A 20135-nucleotide genomic window follows, 5' to 3' on the forward strand; every position below is an offset into this window, starting at 1 on the left:
AGTCCCCACCATGCGCTTCTTCTCCAACGAGGCCAAAGACGAGAGCGACGAGAAAGAGACCACCGGGACCTCGGTGCCGCAGCAGCGGGCCGGATCGCCGTGGCAGCACCCGGAGCCGGGCACGGCCGCCGCAACGCCGGCCGGCACCGATCCGGACCGGACCGTGGCCTTTGCCGACGGGACGCCCCGGACCGAACCGGTGCAGGTCAACCCGGCTCCGGACAAGGACGGGGTTGATCTCGCCCTGGAGGACCGGGACGATCCTCATGCGACGCAGCCTCTGCGGACCGGGGCCGGGGAGCCTCGGCATGCCGCGGACAAGGACGGGATTCCGGACGGGCCGTCCGACACGACCGGCTCCCGGGACCACGATCGCGATCTCGACCACGATCTCGACCTCGACAAGACCGGCTCTCGGGACCACGACCTCGACAAGACCGGCTCTCGGGACCACGACCTCGACAAGTCCGACACCCGGGATCTCGACCTCGACAAGTCCAGCTCGGTGGATCTCGACAAGTCCGACTCGCGGGACTTCGACAAGTCCGGTTCTCGGGACTTCGACAAGTCCGACTCCGTCGACTCGTTCGACAACGCTGCGGACCAGCCGGGTGACTTCAGCGAGACCTCGAGCAAGTCGGACATTTCTGATTTGTCCGACAAGGAGGGTGACCTCGATCGGCCCGACGCCAAGGCCGACGAGCCTCTGATTCCGGCGGCTCCCGCGACTCCCGCGTCCGAGTCCACCATCTCCGGACCGGCGCCGTTCTTCCCGTCCTCCGACACCCAGCCGCTGCGGGACCGGTGGCGGGACGTGCAGCTCCGGTTCGTCGACGACCCGAAGGGCGCGACTTCCGACGCCTCCGGCCTGGTCGACGAGGCGGTCGACAAGCTGGCCAAGGCACTGCGTGATCACCGGGGCTCGTTCGCCAAGGGCACCGACGACACCGAGGCGCTGCGGGTCGAGTTCCGCAGCTACCGCGACATCCTGGACCGGCTGCTCGGCCTCTGACCGGTCACCCGAAACGTCTCCGATCGGTCGTACAAAAAATCTCTGACCGGTCGCACGGTTCGTCTCTGATGGGTCGCACGGAACGCGAAAGGGGAGCCTCGGCTCCCCTTTCTCATTGCCTCACCGCACTTCGTCTTTCGCGCCGGGGGGCCTCACCGCGCTTCGCCTCACCGCGCTTCGCCTTCCGCGCCGGTGGGCCTTACTGCGCTTCGATCTGGGCCGGTGGCGGGCTCGGTGAGAGATCGGGCTCCGGGCCGCCGGTGCTCGCCGACGGGCTGGGGCTGCCGGAGGTGGAGGCCGACGGCGACGGGTCGCCTGCGGACGGTTCGACCGAAAGGGACGGTTCGATCCGCGGCGGGGTCGACGGAATCGTCACCACCGGCACCGGAATGGCGGTGGCCGAGGTCGCCGGAGACGGTCGCGACGAGGCGGAGGGAGAGATCGAGGGACTGCGCGGTACGTACGTGTAGGTCGGGAACGATTCGTCGTCGTCGGTCATGTCTCCGGCGCCGGAGCCACCGAAGTCCATGTCCACACCGGGGAACTGTTCATCGACCGGGGCGGGCCGCTGCCCGGGGCCGAGATCGGCGTGACCGAGCTGTGCGCCGAGCCAGAGCGCGGGGCCGACGCCGACCGCCACCATCGCCCCGAAGAGTGCCAGTGGACCTCGTTCCATTTCGGTCCCTCCCCGCTTCCGAGACGATCGTCGCTCTTCACCCGGGACGTCTGCTACCCATTCCCGATGTGGCTGAAGCGAACAATCACTGAGGTTATTGTGACCCAAAGTGACGTAGCGGTTGCGGATTCGTCGGACTGTCGACTGGTGTCACTTTCGGGTACGTGAATGCACCCTTGACAGGTTCAGCCCGTCACCACATCGATTCGATGGGAACCGTTCCGGGGCCCGATCAGCGGGTTCCGGCCAGAAAATTGACCGTCTCGTCCCAGGCGGCCCACCCGCCGGGCAACTCATCGGCGTCGAGCGCGGGCCGCAGCGTCAGATTCCCGCCACCCCGGAGCCCCAGCACCCACCCCTTACGCATCCCCGGCAGAGCGGTGACCCCGGAGACGTCCCCGAACGGCACGAACCGCCCCCCACCTGGCAACACCGAGGCCACAGTGGACGCCGCACCCGACGAGGCCGGAGCCGACCCTCCAGCGGCCTCCGCACCTCCGGCATCACTGAAGAACGACCCGGGCGTATCCGAGGAAGCCTCTGCCCTGCCCGAAGGGAATCCCCCGGATGCTCCGGTGGAGGAACCGGACGCGTCTCCAGAAGCGCCTGCCGTACCTGCGGAGGTACCAGACGCACCTACCACCGTGCCCGCAGGGAAACCGGACGCGCCTCCAGAGGCGCCTACCGCGCCGACCGAGGGTGCGGACTCGGCGGCAGAAGACCCGAGCCCCGCCTCATCCTCACTGGCGGAGGCCGGCGGCTCGGCCTCGGAGTCTTTTCCTTTCCCGTCATCGGCCGCGGGCCGCGCCGCGTGCCGGCCCGTGGATCCGGCCGGAGCCCGAGCCGGGAGCACGGCTCCGGCGGGCACCCCGTCGGCCGCGATCCGGGTGAGCCGCCGCTTCGCCTCGTGCCCCCGATTGCGAGGCAGACCAGGGACCAGGAGCAACCCGAGATCAGTGATCAGTACGTCGGTCCGCTCCCCGTCCGCGGACAGGTTGACCAGCCCACCGAGCACCTGGGCCCGAGCCGACCCCGGATCAGCCGCCGCCGCGGTGAGATCCACCCCGGCCTCGATCAGATAGGCCCGAACCGCCTCGGTGGTCTCCGGATCGGCGGCCGCCGAAGCCAGCTCGGCAAGATCCAGATAGCCGCCGTCGACGGCGACCACCTCGGCCGCACCGGTCCAGCTGTGCCGCCAGCGGGCCACCCCGCTACGCAACGCCGCGAGAGCCAGCATCAGCGCCAGAAGTTCGACGACCCGGGAGGCGGCTTCTTCCGGCGGAGCGTCCGGAAAGACCGCGGCGGCAACCGCACGCAGCCGCCCGTCCGCGGCAAGGGTGAGCAGATGCCCGGCGTCCGGCACGGTCTCCCCCAGCGACCGGGAGATGGCCGCAAGAGCAGCCTCCCCTTCCCGCTCCATCTCCGAGGTACGGGCCACACTCAGACACTGATCCCAACTGACCACGCTCCGCCCCCGAGGCGGAAACGCGACGTCCTGAAGAGCCCGCCCCAGCCCCGGAAGATCCGGAACCAACTCGACAGCCTCCCCCACCCCCGCACCCGCGCCGTTGCCAGCACCGGCACCCTCCGCCGCCGCCGGGCCTGCGGGCAACGGCTCGTTGTCCACAGGCAATGCCCCTTGGCTTACGGACACCGCACCCTCACTCGCGGACACCGCCCCCAAGCCCCCGGGCCCCACCTGCGCATTCACGGATGACGCCGCCGTCGCCCCAGGCATCCCCTGCTCGTTCGAAGGCGCCGCCCCGCTCGCAGACACAGGGTTATCCACAGAGGACGCCTCCGTCTCGTCCGTGAGGGAGAAAGATGAAGGCACCCCGGGGGCAAGGTTGTCCGACATCGAGGAAGAGGAGGTGGAGCGGCCAGAGGAGGGAATGGCAAACCCGTCGAACGACGGCGAACCCTCTGCGGCCCCAGCGGACGAGCCAGTCCCGAAAGACGAAGCCGAGCCGGTGCCCGACGCTGCCCCGAAACCGAAATCGGAACCAGCAGCGGCACCGGCACCGCCAGCAGCCACGACCCGACCGGTAGCGGTCCTGGCATGGCCCATGAAGATTCCGGTCGGGTCGGTGGCGGCGGCCTCGGCACCGCCGCCACCGGCGGAAGGAGCGGCGCTGCCGGCGGAAGGAACGCCGCTGCCGGCGGAAGGTTCGGCGCCTCCCGCGGCGGTACCAACTCCCGGCCCGGCAGCGCCGCCGGGGGCCGCGGCGTGGGCCGCGACGCCGGGGGTGGTGGCGTGGGGCGCGATGCCGGGGGTGGTGGCGTGGGGCGCGATGCCGGGGGTGGTGGCGTGGGGCGCGGAGGCGCCGGGCGATGTCGGGGTGGGGGTGGCGGAGGCCGGGGCGGCGGGGGTGGATTCGGCTGTGGCCAGGGGGGTCAGGGCTGCGATTCGTTCGGGCATCGGGGGGTGGGTGTCCCAGGGGCCTGAGGGTTCCGGGTCTCGGGCTCGCAGCATCGTCATCTCGGTGGTTCGGGCTGCCAGCACTCGGAGCAGGCCGCCGAAGACGTCGTCCGGGACGTAACCGGCCTGCCAGCCGGGGCCCACGTACTCGGCGTGGAACAGTCGCTGCATGCCGGCCAGCGCGGGCAGGTCGCGGAGGGCGGCCAGGGTCGCGGCGGCTCCGGCGTGGGTGGCGGCGATGCGGTCGGCGGCGAATTCCTGTTCGCGGCTGAACGGGGCGTCGATCCGCCGGTAGAAGCCGGCGTAGGCGCGCAGTGCCGCGCCGGCCAGGTTCCGCCGCCGGATGCGGGGGACGATCCGGCCGACGGCGACCCGGCCGCGGTAGGCGAGCGGCGCCCACCGGCTGAGCGCGCGGGAGCCGTGGGCGAGTTCGTGGGTGACGATGGCGCGCAGCCGGTCCGGTTCGAGGGCCTGCAGCAGCGGCAGCCCGAGGTAGAGGTCGCGGCGGCCGCCGATGATGCCGAGCATCCGGGTGCGTTCGCCGACGGCGGCGGTGGCGTCGGCGACGACGGTCAGGCCGACGGGGGCGGGTACTCCGGCGGCGGCGGAGGCCGCGTCGACCAGGTTCCACAGGTGCGGGGCCTGGTCGCGGCTCACCGCGACGCCGGCCGGGACACGGTGCCGGGCATGCAGGGCCCGCCACGTGGCGTAACCGAGTGCGCCGAAGGTGGCGAGGCTGAGCGGCACTCCGATCCGGATGGCGAGTGCCCCGGGAAGCGCTTGGAGCACCACCCAGAGCACGAGCAGAACTACGGTCAGTTGCAACCCGACAACTGCCAGGAATCCGGCCAGCGCGATCACCGACCGTGCCGCGGACGGCGCACCCTTGCTCAAGCCCGCACTCCTCCCCCACCCGCTACCTGCGTGCTGCCGTGTGCGCCATTCGCACGCACCGGCACGAGCACGAAGCGGGCCGCCCACCGCGAACGGACCACCCAGCGTAGGGCCAAAACGGTGCGTAACCGTTTCGCGCCCGTGCAGGGGGTTATACGAGCAATATGGCTGACCTCGATCAGACCCTGGCGGTCACTCTCAAGGGTTACGCATGGTTGCCGGATCTTCGCCGACGGTCGGGCACCGGCCCGGTGCGGACGCGGGTTCTGGGGCAGCCCGCGGTGGGCATCTGCGGTTCGGAGGCGGCCCGGTTCTTCTACGAGCCGGGTCATCTGGAGCGGCATTCGGCGCTGCCGGGGCTGGTGGTGCGGACGCTGTTCGGGCGGGGCGCGGTGCACACTCTGGACGGGGCGGCGCACCGGCACCGGAAGGCGCTGTTCACCGCGCTGCTGCTGGACGGCGACGGCGCGGAGCGGCTGGCCGAGTTGGCCGGGCAGGAGTTCGATGTGGCGGCCGCGCGATGGCGGGGTGGCCCACCGGTGCGCCTGCTGGACGAGTCGGCCCAGGTGATCGCGGCGGCGGTGGCGCGCTGGGTGGGCGTACCCGCTGATGATCGTGATGTCGAGGTCCTGGCCCGGGACTGCCTGGCCATGGTCGACGGGTTCGCGACGGTGGGGCCCCGGACCACGCACGCGCTGCTGGCTCGCGCGAGGCAGGAGAAAAGGCTTTCCACCACAATTGCAGCGGTACGCGATAAAACGGTCAGCACCCCAGCGGCTCATGACCGGACGACACGTGCCGACCAGGTCGCCCGGTCTCCGCTGTCGATCGTCGCGAACCACCGGGACGACGGTGAGCTGCTGGATCCGCGGACCGCGGCGGTGGAGTTGCTCAACATCATCCGGCCGGCGATCGCGGTGGCCTGGTTCGTGGCGTTCGCCGGGCACGCGATGGACATGTGGCCCCGGCACCAGTCCCGGCTGCGCGCGGGTGACGACGAGTACGCCCGGGCGTTCGCGCACGAGGTGCGACGGTTCTACCCGTTCGCCCCGTTCCTCGGCGGGCGGGCCACCCGGGATCTGTTCTTCCGGGGTGAGCCGATCCCGGCGGGCACGCTGGTGCTGTTGGACGTCTACGGGCAGAACCACGATCCGGCACTCTGGCCGGAACCGTACGTCTTCGACCCGGGGCGTTTCGTGGATCGGGAGATCGGCGAGTTCGACCTGATTCCGCAGGGTGGCGGCGATCCGCGGTCCGGCCACCGCTGCCCGGGCGAGAAGGTGACGGTCGCGTTGCTCGGCACGCTGGCGAAGCGGCTGGCCGATCTGGATCACTACCTCCCGCCACAGGACACCACGATCGACCTGTCCCGGATTCCGGCACGCCCCCGGGACGGAATCACGCTCGTCGTGCCGGAGGACCGCCCGGCAGAAAAAGCCCCGGCGGAAAAAGCCGCGACAGAAGCCCCGGCGGATGAAGCCACGACAGAGAGCGCCCCGGCGGATGAAGCCGCGACAGAAAGCGCCCCTGCGGCGAATACCCCGGGAGCCCGCCGGGTGAAGACGGCGCTCAGTGCCAGTCGATCTCCGGCGAGCGGTAGAAGTTGACCCCGGCAGCCGTCCAGACCGGCCCGAAAGCGGCGAGCCGTTCCCGGAACGACTCCCAGTCCCGGCTGTCCCGCGGTGACCAGGCCACCTCGGCGACCGCCGGGAGCCGCGGAAACGTCAGGTACCGCACGTCGGCGACGCTGCGCAGGGTCTCCGACCAGAGCGGCGCCTCGACGCCGAGGATCGACTCCTCGCCCACGCCGGGCAGCCGGTCGGCCGGATCCCATTCGTAGGAGCGCCGCACCCCGACGTGCCCGGCCCAGTCGAGCCCGAGCGTGGTGTCCGCGTCGTACTTCATGTCGAGGTAGGTGCGGTCGGCCGGGGAGACGATCACCTTCCGCCCGTCGGCGGCGGCTCGGGCCACCGCGTCGTCGGCGGGTTCGGTCCGCCAGTACTGCACGACCGCGCCCTTCGGCAGGTCGGCGGCGGCGATCTCGTGCCAGCCGATCACGGTCTTGCCGAGGGCGCCCGGGATCGGCAGCACCCGGGCCAGGAACGCCTGGTAGTCGGCGGCGGGTGTGGAGTGGCACTCGTCGCCGCCGATGTGCAGCCAGGGGCCGGGGGTGAGGTCGGCGACGGTCTTCAGCACGGTCTCGACGAAGGCGTACGTCTCCTCCTTGGCCGCGACCAGCGAGGAGTAGCCGACCTCGGCGTCGGTGCGGGGCGCGACCGGGGCCCCGTCGGCGGTGAGTTCGGGGTAGGCGACCTGCACCGCGTTCACGTGTCCGGGCATGTCGATCTCGGGGACGATCGTGACGAACCGCTCGGCGGCGTACGCGACCAGGTCGGCGTACTCGGCGAGGGTGAGGTGTCCCGGTCCGGCCCCGTCGACGCCGGTGCCCGCGCCGCCGCTGATCTCGGTGAGCCGGGGCCAGCCGGGGATCTCCAGACGCCAGCCCTGGTCGTCGGTGAGGTGCAGGTGCAGGTGGTTGATCTTGAACTGGACGAGCAGGTCGATGTGCGCCTTGACCTCGTCGGGTGTGAAGAAGTGCCGGGCCAGGTCGAGCATCGCGCTGCGGTAGGCGTACCGCGGCCGGTCCTCGATGATGCCGCCGGGCAGTTCCGTGCCGAGCTGGCGCAGCGTCTGCACACCCCAGAAGACGCCCTGCGCGCTGCCGCCGGTCAGGGTCACCGACTCGGCGGTGATCTCCAGACGGTACGCCTCGCTCGCCAGCGCCGGGTCCAGCGCCAGCCGGATCGCGCCGTCGTCGGAAAGAGAAAGGCCGTCGTCGGAAAAAGAGAGCCCGAGGTGCGCGGCGACGGCCGACAGTCCCGGCGGAGCGCTCACCGCCGTACCGGAAAGGCCGGGAATGATGGTGAATGTCGCGTCCGGGACCGGCCGCACCGAGGCCGGACGCGGGATAACATCGCCGAGTTGTCTCATCCGCTCGCTCACTCTGAAGAGTCTAAACAGTTTCCTCATGACGATCACCACACGGATTTCCGCAGCCGGTGACGAGCCGGTGCTGCACGATCTGGCCGCCCGGACCTTCGGGCTGGCCTGCCCGCCCGGCACCGCCCAGGCCGACATCGACGAGTTCATCGCCACCCATCTGTCGGTGGAGCGCTTCGCCTGCTACCTGACCGACCCGGGCCGGATCCTGCTCACGGTCGCCGACGGCCCGGAGCCGGTGGGTTATGCGATGCTGGTCCGTGGCCCGATCGCGGATCCGGACGTGGCAGCGGTGGTGGACGCCGCGACGAGCATCGAGTTGAGCAAGTTCTATCTGGCCGCCGAGCGGCACGGCAGCGGCGCGGCCGGTGCGCTGATGACCGCGACGCTGGCCGCCGCCTCCGGGACCGGCGCGGCGACCTGCTGGCTCGGTGTCAACCAGCAGAACGCGCGGGCGGCGAGGTTCTACGGCCGGCACGGGTTCGAGGTCGTCGGGGTGAAAAGGTTCCTGGTCGGCTCCGAGTGGCACGACGATCACATCCGGCAGCGCGCCCTATCCTCCCCGCATGGTGCTGGTACGAGCGGCTCGTGACGAGGACGTCCCGGCGATCCGTGACATCTGCGTGCAGGGCTATCGCAAGACCTATCCGGGTCTGTTGAGCAGCGAGTTCATCGAGCGGATGCTCGACGGGTTCTACACCGCCGAGCATGTCGCCAAGCAGATCTCGGCGGCCCCGCCGGGCTGGCTCGGTTACCAGGTGGCCGAAGAGGACGGACGGGTCGTCGGCGCGGCGGGTGGTGGCGTGATCGCGCCCGGGGCGGGTGAGCTGTTCATGCTCTATCTCGACTTCGGCAGGCGTGGGCGCGGGATCGGCACGCTGCTGCTGGACCGGATCACCGGGCAGTTGCGGGATCTCGGGGTGGCGCAGATGTGGGTGGCCGCGCTGGACGGCAACGAGCTGGGCATCCCGTTCTACGAGGCGCGCGGTTTCCGGAAGGTGGAGCGGCGGCGCACCTACGGCTCGACCGAGGTGGACGATGCCTGGTCGTGGCGGTTCTCCCGGCCGATCTGAGTTTTTGTCATACCCCCTCGATAGGTTCCTGTTTGCGGATCGGCGCCACGGGGGCGCCGATCCGTCCAGAATTGCGCAGCAGCGACTCCCCGGTGTGCCGCACCCGGTCCCGCAGCTCGTCGGGCGATTCCACGGTGAAGGGGACGTCGAGCACTCCGAGCGCCATCACCGGCCAGCCCAGGTCGTCGACGTTCATCCGCAGGCGGCAGCCCTCCGGGGTCGCCTCCACCGCGCCCCAGTTCCCGACGGTCGTCCGCACGGTGTCCACATCGGTCCGGAGCAGGACCGACACCTCGTACCGCTGGGGAATGGTCCGCATCCTGGACCGCAACCACCGCACCGGGTCGCCGCCGGGCAGGTCCCGTGGCCGGAACCGTGCCCCGGTCGGCGCCGGAGCGGTCAGCCGGTCGAGGCGGAAGCTGCGCCAGTCGCCGCGTTCCAGGTCCCAGGCCACCAGGTACCACCGGCGGCCCAGGGAGACGAGCCGGTGCGGCTCGACGTGCCGGCGGGCGGTCTCGCCGTCCCGGGGTGTGTAGTCGAAGCGCAGCCGCTCCTCGGCCCGGCAGGCCATCGCCAGGCTGGTCAGGGTGAGCGCGTCGAGGGCCGGGCCGCCGCCGAGGACGCCCGGTGCGGTGACCGCCTGAAGTGCGTCGATGCGGCGGCGCAGCCGGGGCGGCAGCAGCTGGATCACCTTGGCGAGGGCCCGCACCGAGGTCTCCTCGAACCCGGCGACCGCACCGGCCGCGGCACTGCGCAGCCCGACCGCGATCGCCACCGCCTCCTCGTCGTCGAGCAGCAGCGGCGGCATCGCGGCGCCGGCCTGCAGCTGGTACCCGCCGGCCACGCCCCGCGACGCGTCCACCGGATAGCCCAGCTCACGCAGCCGGTCGACGTCGCGGCGCAGGGTCCGCGGGCTGACGTCGAGGCGGCCGGCCAGCTCGGAGCCCGGCCAGTAGCGGTGTGTCTGCAGCAGGGAGAGCAACCGCAGCATCCGTGCGCTCGTGTTCGCCATGACTTGAGCGTCCTCCCGATTGCGGTCAGGAAATGGCCGCAACGAACCCTAGCCTCGAGACATGATTCAGACGCGAGAGCTGACGAAGCGGTTCAAGGACGTACGCGCGGTCGACGGCTTGGATCTCACGGTGGCGCGGGGTGAGCTGGTCGCGCTGCTCGGGCCGAACGGCGCGGGGAAGTCGACCACGCTGCGGATGCTCACCACCCTGATCCCGCCGACCTCGGGCAGCGCCACGGTCGCCGGGTTCGACGTGGTGCGGCAGCAGCGGGAGGTGCGGCTGCGGATCGGCTACATCGGGCAGGGCAACGGCGCCGGGCACAGCCAGCGCGGCCGGGACGAACTGATCAGCCAGGGCCGGGCGTACGGGATGGGGGTCCGGGCCGCCCGGGCCCGTGCCGGGGAGCTGATCGACTCGCTGGGGCTGGGCGAGGTCGCCGACCGGACCGTCTCCACCCTCTCCGGCGGGCAGCGCCGCCGTCTGGACATCGCGATGGGCCTGATCCACGCGCCGGAGCTGCTCTTCCTCGACGAGCCGTCCACCGGCCTGGATCCGCAGAACCGGGCCAACCTGCAGGAGCACATCGTGCGGCTGCGTGCCGAGCACGGCACCACGATCGTGCTGACCACGCACTACCTGGACGAGGCCGACTCGATGGCCGAGCGGGTGGTGGTGATCGACCACGGCCGGATCGTCGCCGACGACACCCCGCGGCGGCTCAAGGCCGTGCACGTCGGTGACCGGGTGATCCTCGGGTTCGCGTCCGAGTCCGCGGCAATCGAGGCGGCCCGGGAGACCGGTGGCACCCGGCACGGCGCCGAGGTACGGATCACCGGCGAGGACGGGCCCCGGATCGCCGCCCGGTCGGCCGTGCTCGGCCCGATCTCGATCGAGGTCGTCCGGCCCACCCTGGACGACGTCTTCCTCACCCTGACCGGAACCAGCCTGCGCGAAGGTGGCGCGGCCGAACTCGTGGAGGCCCGATCATGACGTCGCTCGTCACCGACACCCGCGTCGTCTTCAGCCGGGAACTGCGGCCGGTCCTGCGGGATCCGTTCTCGGTGATCTTCTCGATGGTGCAGCCGCTGTTCTTCCTCGGGCTGTTCGCGCCGTTGCTGCCCGGGGACGGTTCGCTGCAGTGGTTCGTACCGGGAATCATCGTGATGTCCTGCCTCTTCGGCTCGTCGATGACGGGTTCCAACCTGCTCTTCGAGATCCAGACCGGCTCGCACGAGCGGATGCTCGTCACCCCGCTGCGCCGGCCGGCCCTGCTGATCGGGCGGGCGCTCAAGGAGATCGTGCCGATGTTCGCGCAGGCCGCGCTGATCGTGGCGGTGTGTGTGCCGTTCGGTTTCGAGCCGCATCTCGGCGGGGCGCTGCTCGGGTTGCTCATCCTGGCCGGTTTCTGTGTGGGGCTGGGCGCGCTGTCGTACACGCTGGCTCTCGCCTCGAAGAACAAGGAGTGGCTGTTCTGGACCGTGCAGCAGACCCTGCTCTTCCCGTTGCTGCTGCTGGCCGGGGTGCTGCTCCCGATCGAGAACGGTCCCGGCTGGCTGCAGACCCTTTCCAAGATCAATCCGATGACGTACGTGGTCAGCGCCGAGCGCGCGCTCTTCAGCGGCGACGTGCTGGCCCGCAGCACCCTGGAGGGTCTCGTCGCGGCGGTCGTGGTGTGTGGTCTCGGACTCGCCGTCGGAGTCCGGGCCATGCGGCGCTCCGACTGACCGGGCCCGCTACCTTCTTCACGTGTTCGGTCGTGTGGCAATCAAGAAGCTGGTCGGCACTCTGATCCGGCCGTCCGCGCACGTGCCCTCCCCGCGCTCCGGCAACCCGGACGCGATCGTCGACTGCGCCGTCTACAGCGGCGGGGTGCGGCACGGCGGGTCCGCGCGGCTGTCGTTCCCGGAAGCGGCCCGGCTGGCCCGCCGCCGCCGGGGCGCGTTCGTCTGGCTCGGCCTGCACGAGCCCGACCCGGCCACGATGCGGCCGGTGGCCGAGGTGTTCGGCCTGCACGATCTGCTGGTCGAGCAGGCGGTCTCGGGTGGCCACCGGCCCGGCGTGGAGACTCTCGGCGAGGTGACCCGGCTGGTGCTGCGGACCGCGCGGTACGTCGAGCACGACCGGCTGACCGCCACCTCCGAGGTGGTGGAGACCGGCGACATCACGGTGCTGATCGGCCCGTGGTTCGCGATCACCGTGCGGCACGGGCCGGTGGGGCCGCTGTGGGCGGTGCGCAACGAGCTGCAGAGCCGCCCGGAGGTGCTGCGGCAGGGGCCGTGGGCGGTGGCGTACGCGGTCGGCAGCCGGATGGTGGACAGCTACCTGGACGTGGCCGAGCACGTCGAACGTGACCTGGAACGGATCGAGGAGGAGACCTTCGCCGAGGTGCGCACCTCCGAGTTCGCGCACATCTACCAGCTGAAACGGGAGATGGTGGAGTTCAAGCGGGCGGTGCTGCCGCTGGCCGAGCCGCTGGCGCGACTGCTGGAGTCGGGTGACCTGCCGGACGGGCTGCGGCCGTACCTGCTGGACGTGCGGGGCCGGCAGGCGCGCGCGGTGGACCGGGTGGCGAGCTTCGACGACCTGCTGAACTCGATCCTGCAGGCCCGGCTCGCGCAGATCTCGGTGGATCAGAACCACGACATGCGCAAGATCGCCTCGTGGGCCGCGATCGCCGCGGTGCCGACGGTGATCGCCGGGGTCTTCGGGATGAACTTCGAGCACCTGCCGGGGCTGGATTCGCCGTACGGGTTCGCCGGTTCGATGGTGGCGATGACGGTGCTCGGCGGCGGTGTCTATCTGCGCCTGAAGAAGGCCGGATGGCTGTGACCGTCACAGTCACAGAAAGTAACCGTGACTAACTTCACGGGGCTTCCCCAGGGTTTTCACACACGTCGAAGACCCCCTATATGGTGTGCTCAGTCGCCCTAAAGGGTCTGTCAATCACCGGTACGGCTGGTTGTCACGCCGGAAGGTCGCTGAAGCTCGGGCGTCCCGCCCTAGCCCATGAACACGGCGAGTTACTAGGTTTTCAGACTGCGCCGACCTTTGGGGGGAAATCAGAGTGACGGCAACCCACGCCGCACCGCAGCGGACCGGACCGGAGCCGTCGGGCGGAAGCGGCATCTTCTCGGCTCTCAAGGGCCACGTCGATCTCTTCCTGAACGCCGGCTCTCTGATGGGGACCACCCTCATCACGTCCGCGTTCGGTTTCGCCTACTGGTGGGTCGCGGCCCACCTGGCCCCACAGGCCTCCGTCGGCCAGGCCTCGGCGGCGGTGTCCGCGATGACCCTGATCGGCACCATCGGCATGTTCGGCATGGGCACCATGCTGATCGCCGAGCTGCCCACCATCGCCCGCGGCAAATGGGACCTGATCTCCACCTGTCTGCTCACCGCGGGCACCGTGGCGACCGCCGGCGGCCTGGTCTACGTGCTGCTCGCGCACCTCTGGATCCCCAGCCTGCGGGACGCCCTCGGCGGCGCCCCCGGCACGGTCCTGCTGGTGGCCGGCATCGCGCTGACCGCGATGACGCTGGTCCTCGACGAGGCCATGGTCGGCCTGCTCCAGGGCCCGCTGCAGCTGATGCGCAACGCCTGGTTCTCGCTGATCAAGCTGGTCCTGCTGGGTGTCGTGGCGGTCATCCCGGGTCTGGCGATGACCGGGTCGCTCATCCTGCTCACCTGGGTGGCCGGCATCGTCACGTCGACCGCGATCCTGTTCCGGACGCTGCGCCGGCGCGGCATGATCGACTCGCTGCGCCCCCGTCCCGCTCTGATGCGCGGGCGCGGCCGGGCCGCGTTCGACCACAACCTGCTCAACCTGGCCACCTACCTGCCCCGGGTCACCCTGCCGCTGATCGTCGTCGCGACCATCTCGGAGGAGGCGAACGCGGCGTTCTACACCGCGTTCATGGTGCTGTCGTTCATGGCGATGGTGCCGGGCAACTTCGCGATCACGCTGTTCGCGGTGACCGCCGGTGACAAGAGCGCCCTGCGCAGCAAGGTCCGGGTCGGCCTGGCGGTCTGCCTGGGCGCCGGCTTCCCGGCGTCGCTGGTGGTGTACTTCCTGGCCGAGCCGATCATGGGCCTGTTCGGCGCGAACTACGCGAAGACGGCGGGCGAGGCGCTGGCCATCCTCGCCCTGACCTACGTGCCGTTCGTCTTCCACCACTTCTTCCTGGCGATCTCCCGGGTGCAGGGCAAGTTGCGCGGCGCCGGGATCTTCTCGGTCTTCGCCGGCCTGGCCGAGCTGGGGGCCGCCTGGTGGGCCGGCACCAACGGCGACCTGAACGACCTGTGCACCGCGGTGGCCGTGGTCATGGCCGTCGAGACGGTGCTGATCGCGCCGATCGTGCTGAAGGTCGTCTTCGCCCCCGTCGTCGACAGTTCCGCGGTAGCAGAGGGAGTCACCGTCATGTCCACCACCAGCCTGACCTTGCGCGAGCGCGCGTGGCTGCCGCTGGAGTACATCCGCACCGTCGGACCGCTCGCCGGTGTCGACGCCACGCGGGTGCGCAACGCGCTGATCGGCCTGCACGCCGCCGACCCCACCCACCGGGCGGTGTCCCGGCTGGACCGGTCCGGTTCCGCCTGGCAGCACATGGACGCCGCGTCGTTCCACGCCTACGTGCAGGAGGCGGTGACCGACATCGGTCACGGGCCGGTGGACTTCGACGCGATGACCAGGCACCTGCAGTCCGAGGAACGCGGCCACCACCCGCTGCGGATCCTCGTCGGCGGCGGCTACTTCGCGCTCAAGGTGTCGCACGCCTACGGCGACGCCGGCCCGGTGAACACACTGGTGCACGAGCTGGTCCAGGCGGCGGCCGAGGGGCGCGCGGCCCGGATCCAGCCGTCCGAGCGGCACAAGATGGCACTGCCGGTGGCTTGGTGGAAGCAGTTCGGGTTCAAGCCCGGCCGGTGGAAGGAGGGGCTGAGCTTCGCCCGTCCGCCGCACATCGAGGAGACCCAGGCGCGCCCGTGGCAGGCGAATCTGACCGTGGTCACCGCCCGCTCCGGCCAGGTGCTGGGCGACATGCGGACCTGGCGCGACCAGCACGCCCCCGGGGTCACCACGTCGGCGATCACCTTCGCCGCGTTCACCTCGGCGCTGATCGAACTCGGTCTCAAACCCGACCTTCGCGGCGGTACGTTCCTCGCTGACGCCCGCCGGTATCTGGGCAAGGGCATCAGCATCGACAGCAACTTCTGCATGGGCCCGTTCCTGACCCCGCCGAGCCTCACCGACCCGGTCGCGATCCACCGGACGCTGAAGGCCGAACTGGCCACCGGCCGGATCCTGACGATGATGCTGCTGCGCGAAGGCAAGATCATGCTCACCGGGGCGCCCGGCCTGCCGGACCCGTACCCGGGCGAGGTCAGCGTCGCGCCGCAGCCCCGCCTCACGTTCAGCAACCAGGGCCGGCACGACATGCTCGGTGACCTGCCGTGGGCGGTCCAGCCGGCCGGACGGGTCAACCAGAGCGTGCCGACGCTCAACGGGCCGGAGGGCATCACGCTGACCACCAGTGAGATGAACGGCGTGCTGCACCTGGAGGCGACGTTCCACGCCACCACCTACGACCCGGCCGTCATCGCCCGGGCGCTGGACCTGGTCTGCAGCGACCCGGCCGGCCTGATCATGGCGTACCGCCAGGTCCGGCCGTAGCCCCGCGGGCTCTGCCACACCGGACCTGAGGGCCGGTGTGGCGGAGCCCGGCTCTCCCGGGATCCGCCACCGCCGTTCGAACGCCTGGCCGTCACCGTTGTTCGAGCGCCTGGCCGGGTCACGGGTCCGGCCAGGCGCCCAGCACAACCGCCCGCGACCCATTGTGGTCGGCGGGCGGTTTTCGCATTCCGGATAAAACCGGCATTCACCAGGTCGGACGAGGGCTTCCTGCCGGACGACGGGCTTTCCGGGGGAACATGCCCTGGCCGAAGCTCATGAAGGACCGGGGTGCGCCGCCCAGGCCTTCCCCGAGGGAGCACGCCCTGGCTGACACCTGGAACGCTCACCGCCAGACGCCAGGAACGCCGGCGCCGGGAACGCACCCTGACCGGCACCGGGGATGTGCCGGCCAGGGCCGCCCTGTCCCGAGCCGGTCGCGTCCGCGAACTCCCGGCTCCGGCCCGGACCACCGTGCCCCGGGGCGCCGGGGCCGCCGTGGTCCGGGCCACCCGGGCTGCCGAGTCCGGGACCGCCCGGACCGCTCCGCCCACCCGGGCCGGTTCTACGGCGCCTGAATTCCTCCAGAAGCCGAGTCCACCCGACACATCAGTCGGACCTACGAATCGGACACTATGTGGATTTAACGCGAATACTGGGCCTTTATCCGGCGTTTCGGAGTGAAAAAGGTAATACCAACCGAATGTTTAGTTCGAACCCGCCGAAAAGATGATGTTGGTATGTCCGGCTGAATAGCCCGGGACCGGGTAAAAGACTCCCCATGACGCAGAACACGGCACCCGAGGATCTCGGAACCCCGGTCTCCTACCTGGTCCTGGCGGACGGCACCGCCGTCTACGACCGCTCCGGCACGACCGTGGGCACGGTGGACCACGTGCTCTCCGACGAGCACACCAATCTCTTCCACGGCCTGCTGATCAAGACCGCGGACGGGCACCGCTACGCGGGCTCCGACCAGGTCGACGGTCTGTTCGAGCACGGGGTGATCGTTGCCGAGCCGGCCGAGCGGCTCGCCACCCCGAGTGAGAAAGAGCCCGCCGAGTCGGCTGAGGGCCGCTCGACGGGCCTCCGTCGCGCCTGGGAGTGGCTGATCCAGCCGAAATAGGTCGGGCCTGGGAGTGGCCCGGTCCAGCCGAAGAAGGGGTCAGTGACCCCAGCGCAGCAGGCAGGCGCCCATCGACATGCCGCCACCGAACCCGGCGAGCAGCACCAGCTCACCGTCACGCAGCGAACCGTTGCGGTTGGCGTCGTCCAGGGTGACCGGGAGCGAGGCGCTGCCCACGTTGCCGTACCACGGCAGCGTGAGGTGGGTGTGCGCGTTCTGGAAGCCCGCCGACTCGACCAGTTCCTGCAGCATGATGCCGTTGGCCTGGTGCGGGACGAAGTGGTCGACGTCCTCGGCCTTCAGCTCGTTGCGGCGCAGCAGCGCGTCCAGGGCCGGCGGGACCGCGGTCGACACGAAGTCCCGGACGCCCCGGCCGTCCATCCGGAAGTAGTGGTCACCGTCGGCGACCGTCTGCGGTGAGGCGGGCAGCCGGCTGCCGCCACCCTTGACGTAGATCAGGCCGTTGGCCTCGCCGCGCGAGGACAGGTCGAGGTCGATGATCCCGAAACCGTCCGGCACCCGGCCGACCACCGCGGCGCCGGCTCCGTCACCGAAGAGCACCGAGGTGCGCCGGTCGCCGAAGTCGAGGATCCGCGAGTAGATGTCCGACGCGATCACCAGGACCTTGGCGTCCGGGTTGGTCTGGATCAGGCCGTTCGCCACGCTGAGGGCGAAGACCCAGCCCGCGCAGACCGCGTTGACGTCGAAGCAGGCCGCGCCGGTGGCGCCGATCAGGTTCTGCACCAGGTTCGACGTCGGCGGCTGCGGTGAGTCACCGGTGGAGGTGGAGACGATGATGAAGTCGATCTCGCCGGCCGTGAGCCCGGCCCGCTCCAGCGCCGCCGAGGCGGCCTTGGCGGCCAGGTCGGAGGTGGCCTCGTCGGGGGCCGCGAAGCGGCGCGCCTCGATCAGGGTCTTGCGGGACACCCATTCCGGGTCGGCGTCCGGGACCAGGGACCGTAGATCCACATTGGTCACCACCTGCTCGGGGAGATAGGAGCCAGTTCCGAGAATTCCTACCGCCACGCCGATCCCCCCAGGTACTGCCGTGTTCCGTAAACCGTTCACGTCTCCGCCCTGCAAACCCTAGCCATGCGGGGCGGAGACGTGGGGATCGAACAGCTGACGGTTCGGTCATAAAAGCCGGACAACCGGCTGACCTGGGAAATCAGCCCATTACGAGCGGTCGCGGTACGTCCACGAAGCGTCGCCGAGGGTGGACCGGCCGGCCCGTCCCTGGGGCTGCTGACTCGCCGGCGGACCACCGAACTGGGCCTGCTGGACGGGCGGCTGCGGGTTCGCCAGCCGGTCCTCCATGCGCTGCGCGAGGTAGGCGATGGCCTCCCGGTCCTCCTCGGTGGGCGCGGACACCAGGGCGTACCCCATGCCGATGATCGCGAAGACGACCGCGGCGCCGACCGGCACGAGCAGACCGGCGGCGGTGGCGCCCTCGACCGAGCCGAAGGTGTTGGGTTCACCGGTCACCGACATGGCGAGCATGCCGGTGAAGTGCATGCCGTTGACCGCGATGCCCATCACCAGGGCGGAGATGAAGATCGCGATCGGCTTGGTGACGGTGATCGCGAGGTAGAGCGCGACGGTGGCCGCGATCACGGCGATCGCGATGGAGAGCCCGACCTCACGGCCGGCGTAGTGGATCTCGCCGCGCAGTTCCATCGCGGCCATGCCGCAGTAGTGCATCGCGGCGACGCCCAGACCGGCCAGCACGCCGCCGATCAGGATGCGGCCCTTGGAGGCGGTCCGGCCGAGCAGCGCGATCGCGAGACCGACGCCGACCGAGACCAGGGCGATGAGTGCGCTCGCCACGGTCAGGCCGATGTCGTACCGGATCGGGGTGCCCTCGACGTCGAAGCCGAGCATGGCGACGAAGTGCATGCTCCAGATCGCCGTGGCGCCGATGGCGACCGCGGCCAGGGTGAGCCACCAGAAGCGCTCGCCACGGGTCTTCGATGACCGGAGACGCACAGCGCTGGTGAGGCCGAGTAGGGATCCGAGTACAGAGAGGATGTAACTGACCGTGGGGGTCAGGGCACCGTATTCGAAGTGATGGATCTGCGCCATCTCGCGCTGTTCCTCTCGTTTCGCGATTCCGCGGGGCTGAATGCGGCCGTACCACTGCCATGGGCGTGACTGATTGTGACGCACGTTTCCTTACCGGGAAACGAGCATCAGGTCTCGATTCAGATCACGCCGAAGATGACGCCGTAGGGCTCTGCCCGCACCTATCGCGACACACGGGCACAGATCATTGCACAGTGATCACCAGGACAACAGTGCCGACTGAGGTAACTATCCGTAATGTTTGGGAAAGCGGAAGAAAAGCACGGATCAGCCCGCTCGAGCGAGAAGTACCAATGCCTGGGCCCGCTGCGAATGCAGGATCTGGACGGTGTCCTCGGTGCAGGTACCCGGCTTGAAGTCCATCACACACAACGTTCCGACCACGTGCCCCTCGGCCGAGTTGAGCGGCACGCTGGCGTACGAGCGGACTCCGCTGACCGAGAACAGCGGTGAGGTGGCGTACTCCTCGTCGGTGGTGCTGTCGCCGATCAGCACCGGGACGTCCTCGGCCACCACGATGGTGTCCGGTGACCATTCGACGGGCACGCCGCCGGCCTCGCGGACCCACCGGGGCATGCCGTGCGATCCGGCGACCACCACGCTGTCGTTGAGCACCAGCGTGATCGCGGCCGACGGCACCCCGGTCAGTTCGGAGAGCCGCTCGGCGAAGGCGTCCAGCGCCTCGGCGTGGGCCGGCCGGGTCAGGTAGTCGGAGACGGCGAGCAGCCGGCCCACGTCGACGAGCTGGCCGGCCGGGTCCTGGTGGTGGTCGATCGCCCCGTCGATGCGGGACGCCAGCAGTTCGTTGGCGGCGTCGAGCACGTGTTTCGGGCGTACCGGCTTGGAGATCGTCATGTCGCACAGCCCGCGGGCGGCGGCGGGTGTCGCGGCGGACAGCATGATCACCGGAATTCCGGCGGTGGCCGGGGCGCCGCGCAGCCGGCCGGCCACGTCCAGCCCGCTCAGGCCGGGCATGTGGTGGTCGAGGATGACCAGATCCGGACCCTCTTCGGAGATCATGTCCAGGGCGCCCTGGCCCGAGTCCGCGGTCCGCACGGTGTGACCGGCGTTGCTCAGGACGGTGGAGAGCAGCGAAGCGATGTCACTGTCATCCTCCGCGACCACGATCGACGCCATATGGTGTTCTCCCTCGCTCGGCCCGACGATAACCC

The 20135-nt window shown here is 70.3% G+C and carries 16 protein-coding genes; 9 read left to right on the top strand and 7 right to left on the bottom strand.

The features are described from left to right. The first annotated feature begins 10 nt into the window (after window positions 1–10). Window positions 11–1012, top strand: coding sequence for an MSCRAMM family adhesin (locus Aco03nite_RS20475; protein WP_203796977.1), 1002 nt, complete (start codon window positions 11–13; stop codon window positions 1010–1012). 199 nt (window positions 1013–1211) lie between these two features. Here Aco03nite_RS20475 and Aco03nite_RS20480 read toward each other — a convergent pair whose 3' ends face one another. Then, window positions 1212–1688 (bottom strand): hypothetical protein, encoded by a 477-nt coding sequence (locus Aco03nite_RS20480; RefSeq protein WP_203796978.1) that lies wholly within the window; start codon window positions 1686–1688, stop codon window positions 1212–1214. Between the two features lie 232 nt (window positions 1689–1920). Further along, window positions 1921–5001: a M48 family metallopeptidase gene (locus Aco03nite_RS53035; RefSeq protein WP_239145305.1), complete on the bottom strand. Its 3081-nt coding sequence runs from the start codon at window positions 4999–5001 to the stop codon at window positions 1921–1923. A gap of 164 nt (window positions 5002–5165) precedes the next feature. Here Aco03nite_RS53035 and Aco03nite_RS20490 point away from each other — a divergent pair, with 164 nt between their 5' ends. After that, window positions 5166–6608, top strand: coding sequence for a cytochrome P450 (locus Aco03nite_RS20490; RefSeq protein WP_203796979.1), 1443 nt, complete (start codon window positions 5166–5168; stop codon window positions 6606–6608). Here the strand turns inward: Aco03nite_RS20490 and Aco03nite_RS20495 are convergent. Next, a complete protein-coding gene (locus Aco03nite_RS20495; protein WP_203797034.1) occupies window positions 6571–8031 on the bottom strand; it encodes a beta-N-acetylhexosaminidase in 1461 nt (486 codons plus the stop codon). The two genes, Aco03nite_RS20490 and Aco03nite_RS20495, sit on opposite strands and share 38 nt — an antisense overlap. On the opposite strand from Aco03nite_RS20495, the gene Aco03nite_RS20500 reads away from it, so the two are divergent. Both Aco03nite_RS20500 and Aco03nite_RS20505 read left to right on the top strand, forming a co-directional pair. Next, window positions 8030–8593, top strand: a complete 564-nt coding sequence (locus Aco03nite_RS20500) for a GNAT family N-acetyltransferase (protein WP_203796980.1) — start codon at window positions 8030–8032, stop codon at window positions 8591–8593. The two genes, Aco03nite_RS20495 and Aco03nite_RS20500, sit on opposite strands and share 2 nt — an antisense overlap. Continuing rightward, window positions 8568–9074 (top strand): GNAT family N-acetyltransferase, encoded by a 507-nt coding sequence (locus Aco03nite_RS20505; RefSeq protein ID WP_203796981.1) that lies wholly within the window; start codon window positions 8568–8570, stop codon window positions 9072–9074. Before Aco03nite_RS20500 ends, Aco03nite_RS20505 begins: the two co-directional genes overlap by 26 nt. Window positions 9075–9081: 7 nt before the next feature. Here the strand turns inward: Aco03nite_RS20505 and Aco03nite_RS20510 are convergent, their stop codons facing one another. Continuing rightward, window positions 9082–10086: a helix-turn-helix transcriptional regulator gene (locus Aco03nite_RS20510; protein WP_203796982.1), complete on the bottom strand. Its 1005-nt coding sequence runs from the start codon at window positions 10084–10086 to the stop codon at window positions 9082–9084. 61 nt (window positions 10087–10147) lie between these two features. Between Aco03nite_RS20510 and Aco03nite_RS20515 the strand changes: the two genes are divergently transcribed. The 5 genes from Aco03nite_RS20515 (at window position 10148) to Aco03nite_RS20535 (ending at window position 16881) form a co-directional block, all read left to right on the top strand. Further along, window positions 10148–11077, top strand: coding sequence for an ABC transporter ATP-binding protein (locus tag Aco03nite_RS20515; protein ID WP_203796983.1), 930 nt, complete (start codon window positions 10148–10150; stop codon window positions 11075–11077). Next, window positions 11074–11811: an ABC transporter permease gene (locus tag Aco03nite_RS20520; protein WP_203796984.1), complete on the top strand. Its 738-nt coding sequence runs from the start codon at window positions 11074–11076 to the stop codon at window positions 11809–11811. Before Aco03nite_RS20515 ends, Aco03nite_RS20520 begins: the two co-directional genes overlap by 4 nt. Before the next feature lie 22 nt (window positions 11812–11833). After that, complete coding sequence (locus tag Aco03nite_RS20525) at window positions 11834–12916, top strand: magnesium and cobalt transport protein CorA (RefSeq protein ID WP_203796985.1); 1083 nt, start codon at window positions 11834–11836, stop codon at window positions 12914–12916. A 235-nt stretch (window positions 12917–13151) separates the two neighbouring features. Then, complete coding sequence (locus Aco03nite_RS20530) at window positions 13152–15758, top strand: lipopolysaccharide biosynthesis protein (protein WP_203796986.1); 2607 nt, start codon at window positions 13152–13154, stop codon at window positions 15756–15758. A gap of 778 nt (window positions 15759–16536) precedes the next feature. Beyond that, window positions 16537–16881, top strand: a complete 345-nt coding sequence (locus Aco03nite_RS20535) for a PRC-barrel domain-containing protein (protein WP_203796987.1) — start codon at window positions 16537–16539, stop codon at window positions 16879–16881. Window positions 16882–16920: 39 nt separating this feature from the next. On the opposite strand, the gene Aco03nite_RS20540 is transcribed toward Aco03nite_RS20535, so the two are convergent. From Aco03nite_RS20540 to Aco03nite_RS20550, 3 genes are all read right to left on the bottom strand, one after another. Next, a complete protein-coding gene (locus Aco03nite_RS20540) occupies window positions 16921–17949 on the bottom strand; it encodes a 3-oxoacyl-ACP synthase III family protein (RefSeq protein ID WP_307837652.1) in 1029 nt (342 codons plus the stop codon). A gap of 108 nt (window positions 17950–18057) precedes the next feature. Continuing rightward, window positions 18058–18963 carry an MHYT domain-containing protein gene (locus Aco03nite_RS20545; RefSeq protein WP_203796989.1) on the bottom strand — a complete coding sequence of 302 codons (906 nt, stop codon included), beginning with the start codon at window positions 18961–18963 and terminating at the stop codon, window positions 18058–18060. Between the two features lie 267 nt (window positions 18964–19230). Next, window positions 19231–20100, bottom strand: coding sequence for a response regulator (locus Aco03nite_RS20550; protein ID WP_203796990.1), 870 nt, complete (start codon window positions 20098–20100; stop codon window positions 19231–19233). Window positions 20101–20135 lie beyond the last annotated feature (35 nt).

Source organism: Actinoplanes couchii (assembly GCF_016862075.1).
Taxonomy (GTDB): domain Bacteria; phylum Actinomycetota; class Actinomycetes; order Mycobacteriales; family Micromonosporaceae; genus Actinoplanes; species Actinoplanes couchii.

Excerpts from the sequence above, each read along its gene's own strand:
- Aco03nite_RS20475 (WP_203796977.1), top strand. The coding sequence starts at position 11 with ATGCGCTTCTTCTCCAACGAGGCCAAAGACGAGAGCGACGAGAAAGAG.
- Aco03nite_RS20480 (WP_203796978.1), bottom strand. The coding sequence starts at position 1,688 with ATGGAACGAGGTCCACTGGCACTCTTCGGGGCGATGGTGGCGGTCGGC.
- Aco03nite_RS20490 (WP_203796979.1), top strand. The coding sequence starts at position 5,166 with ATGGCTGACCTCGATCAGACCCTGGCGGTCACTCTCAAGGGTTACGCA.
- Aco03nite_RS20500 (WP_203796980.1), top strand. The coding sequence starts at position 8,030 with ATGACGATCACCACACGGATTTCCGCAGCCGGTGACGAGCCGGTGCTG.
- Aco03nite_RS20495 (WP_203797034.1), bottom strand. The coding sequence starts at position 8,031 with ATGAGGAAACTGTTTAGACTCTTCAGAGTGAGCGAGCGGATGAGACAA.
- Aco03nite_RS20505 (WP_203796981.1), top strand. The coding sequence starts at position 8,568 with ATGGTGCTGGTACGAGCGGCTCGTGACGAGGACGTCCCGGCGATCCGT.
- Aco03nite_RS20510 (WP_203796982.1), bottom strand. The coding sequence starts at position 10,086 with ATGGCGAACACGAGCGCACGGATGCTGCGGTTGCTCTCCCTGCTGCAG.
- Aco03nite_RS20515 (WP_203796983.1), top strand. The coding sequence starts at position 10,148 with ATGATTCAGACGCGAGAGCTGACGAAGCGGTTCAAGGACGTACGCGCG.
- Aco03nite_RS20520 (WP_203796984.1), top strand. The coding sequence starts at position 11,074 with ATGACGTCGCTCGTCACCGACACCCGCGTCGTCTTCAGCCGGGAACTG.
- Aco03nite_RS20535 (WP_203796987.1), top strand. The coding sequence starts at position 16,537 with ATGACGCAGAACACGGCACCCGAGGATCTCGGAACCCCGGTCTCCTAC.
- Aco03nite_RS20545 (WP_203796989.1), bottom strand. The coding sequence starts at position 18,963 with ATGGCGCAGATCCATCACTTCGAATACGGTGCCCTGACCCCCACGGTC.
- Aco03nite_RS20550 (WP_203796990.1), bottom strand. The coding sequence starts at position 20,100 with ATGGCGTCGATCGTGGTCGCGGAGGATGACAGTGACATCGCTTCGCTG.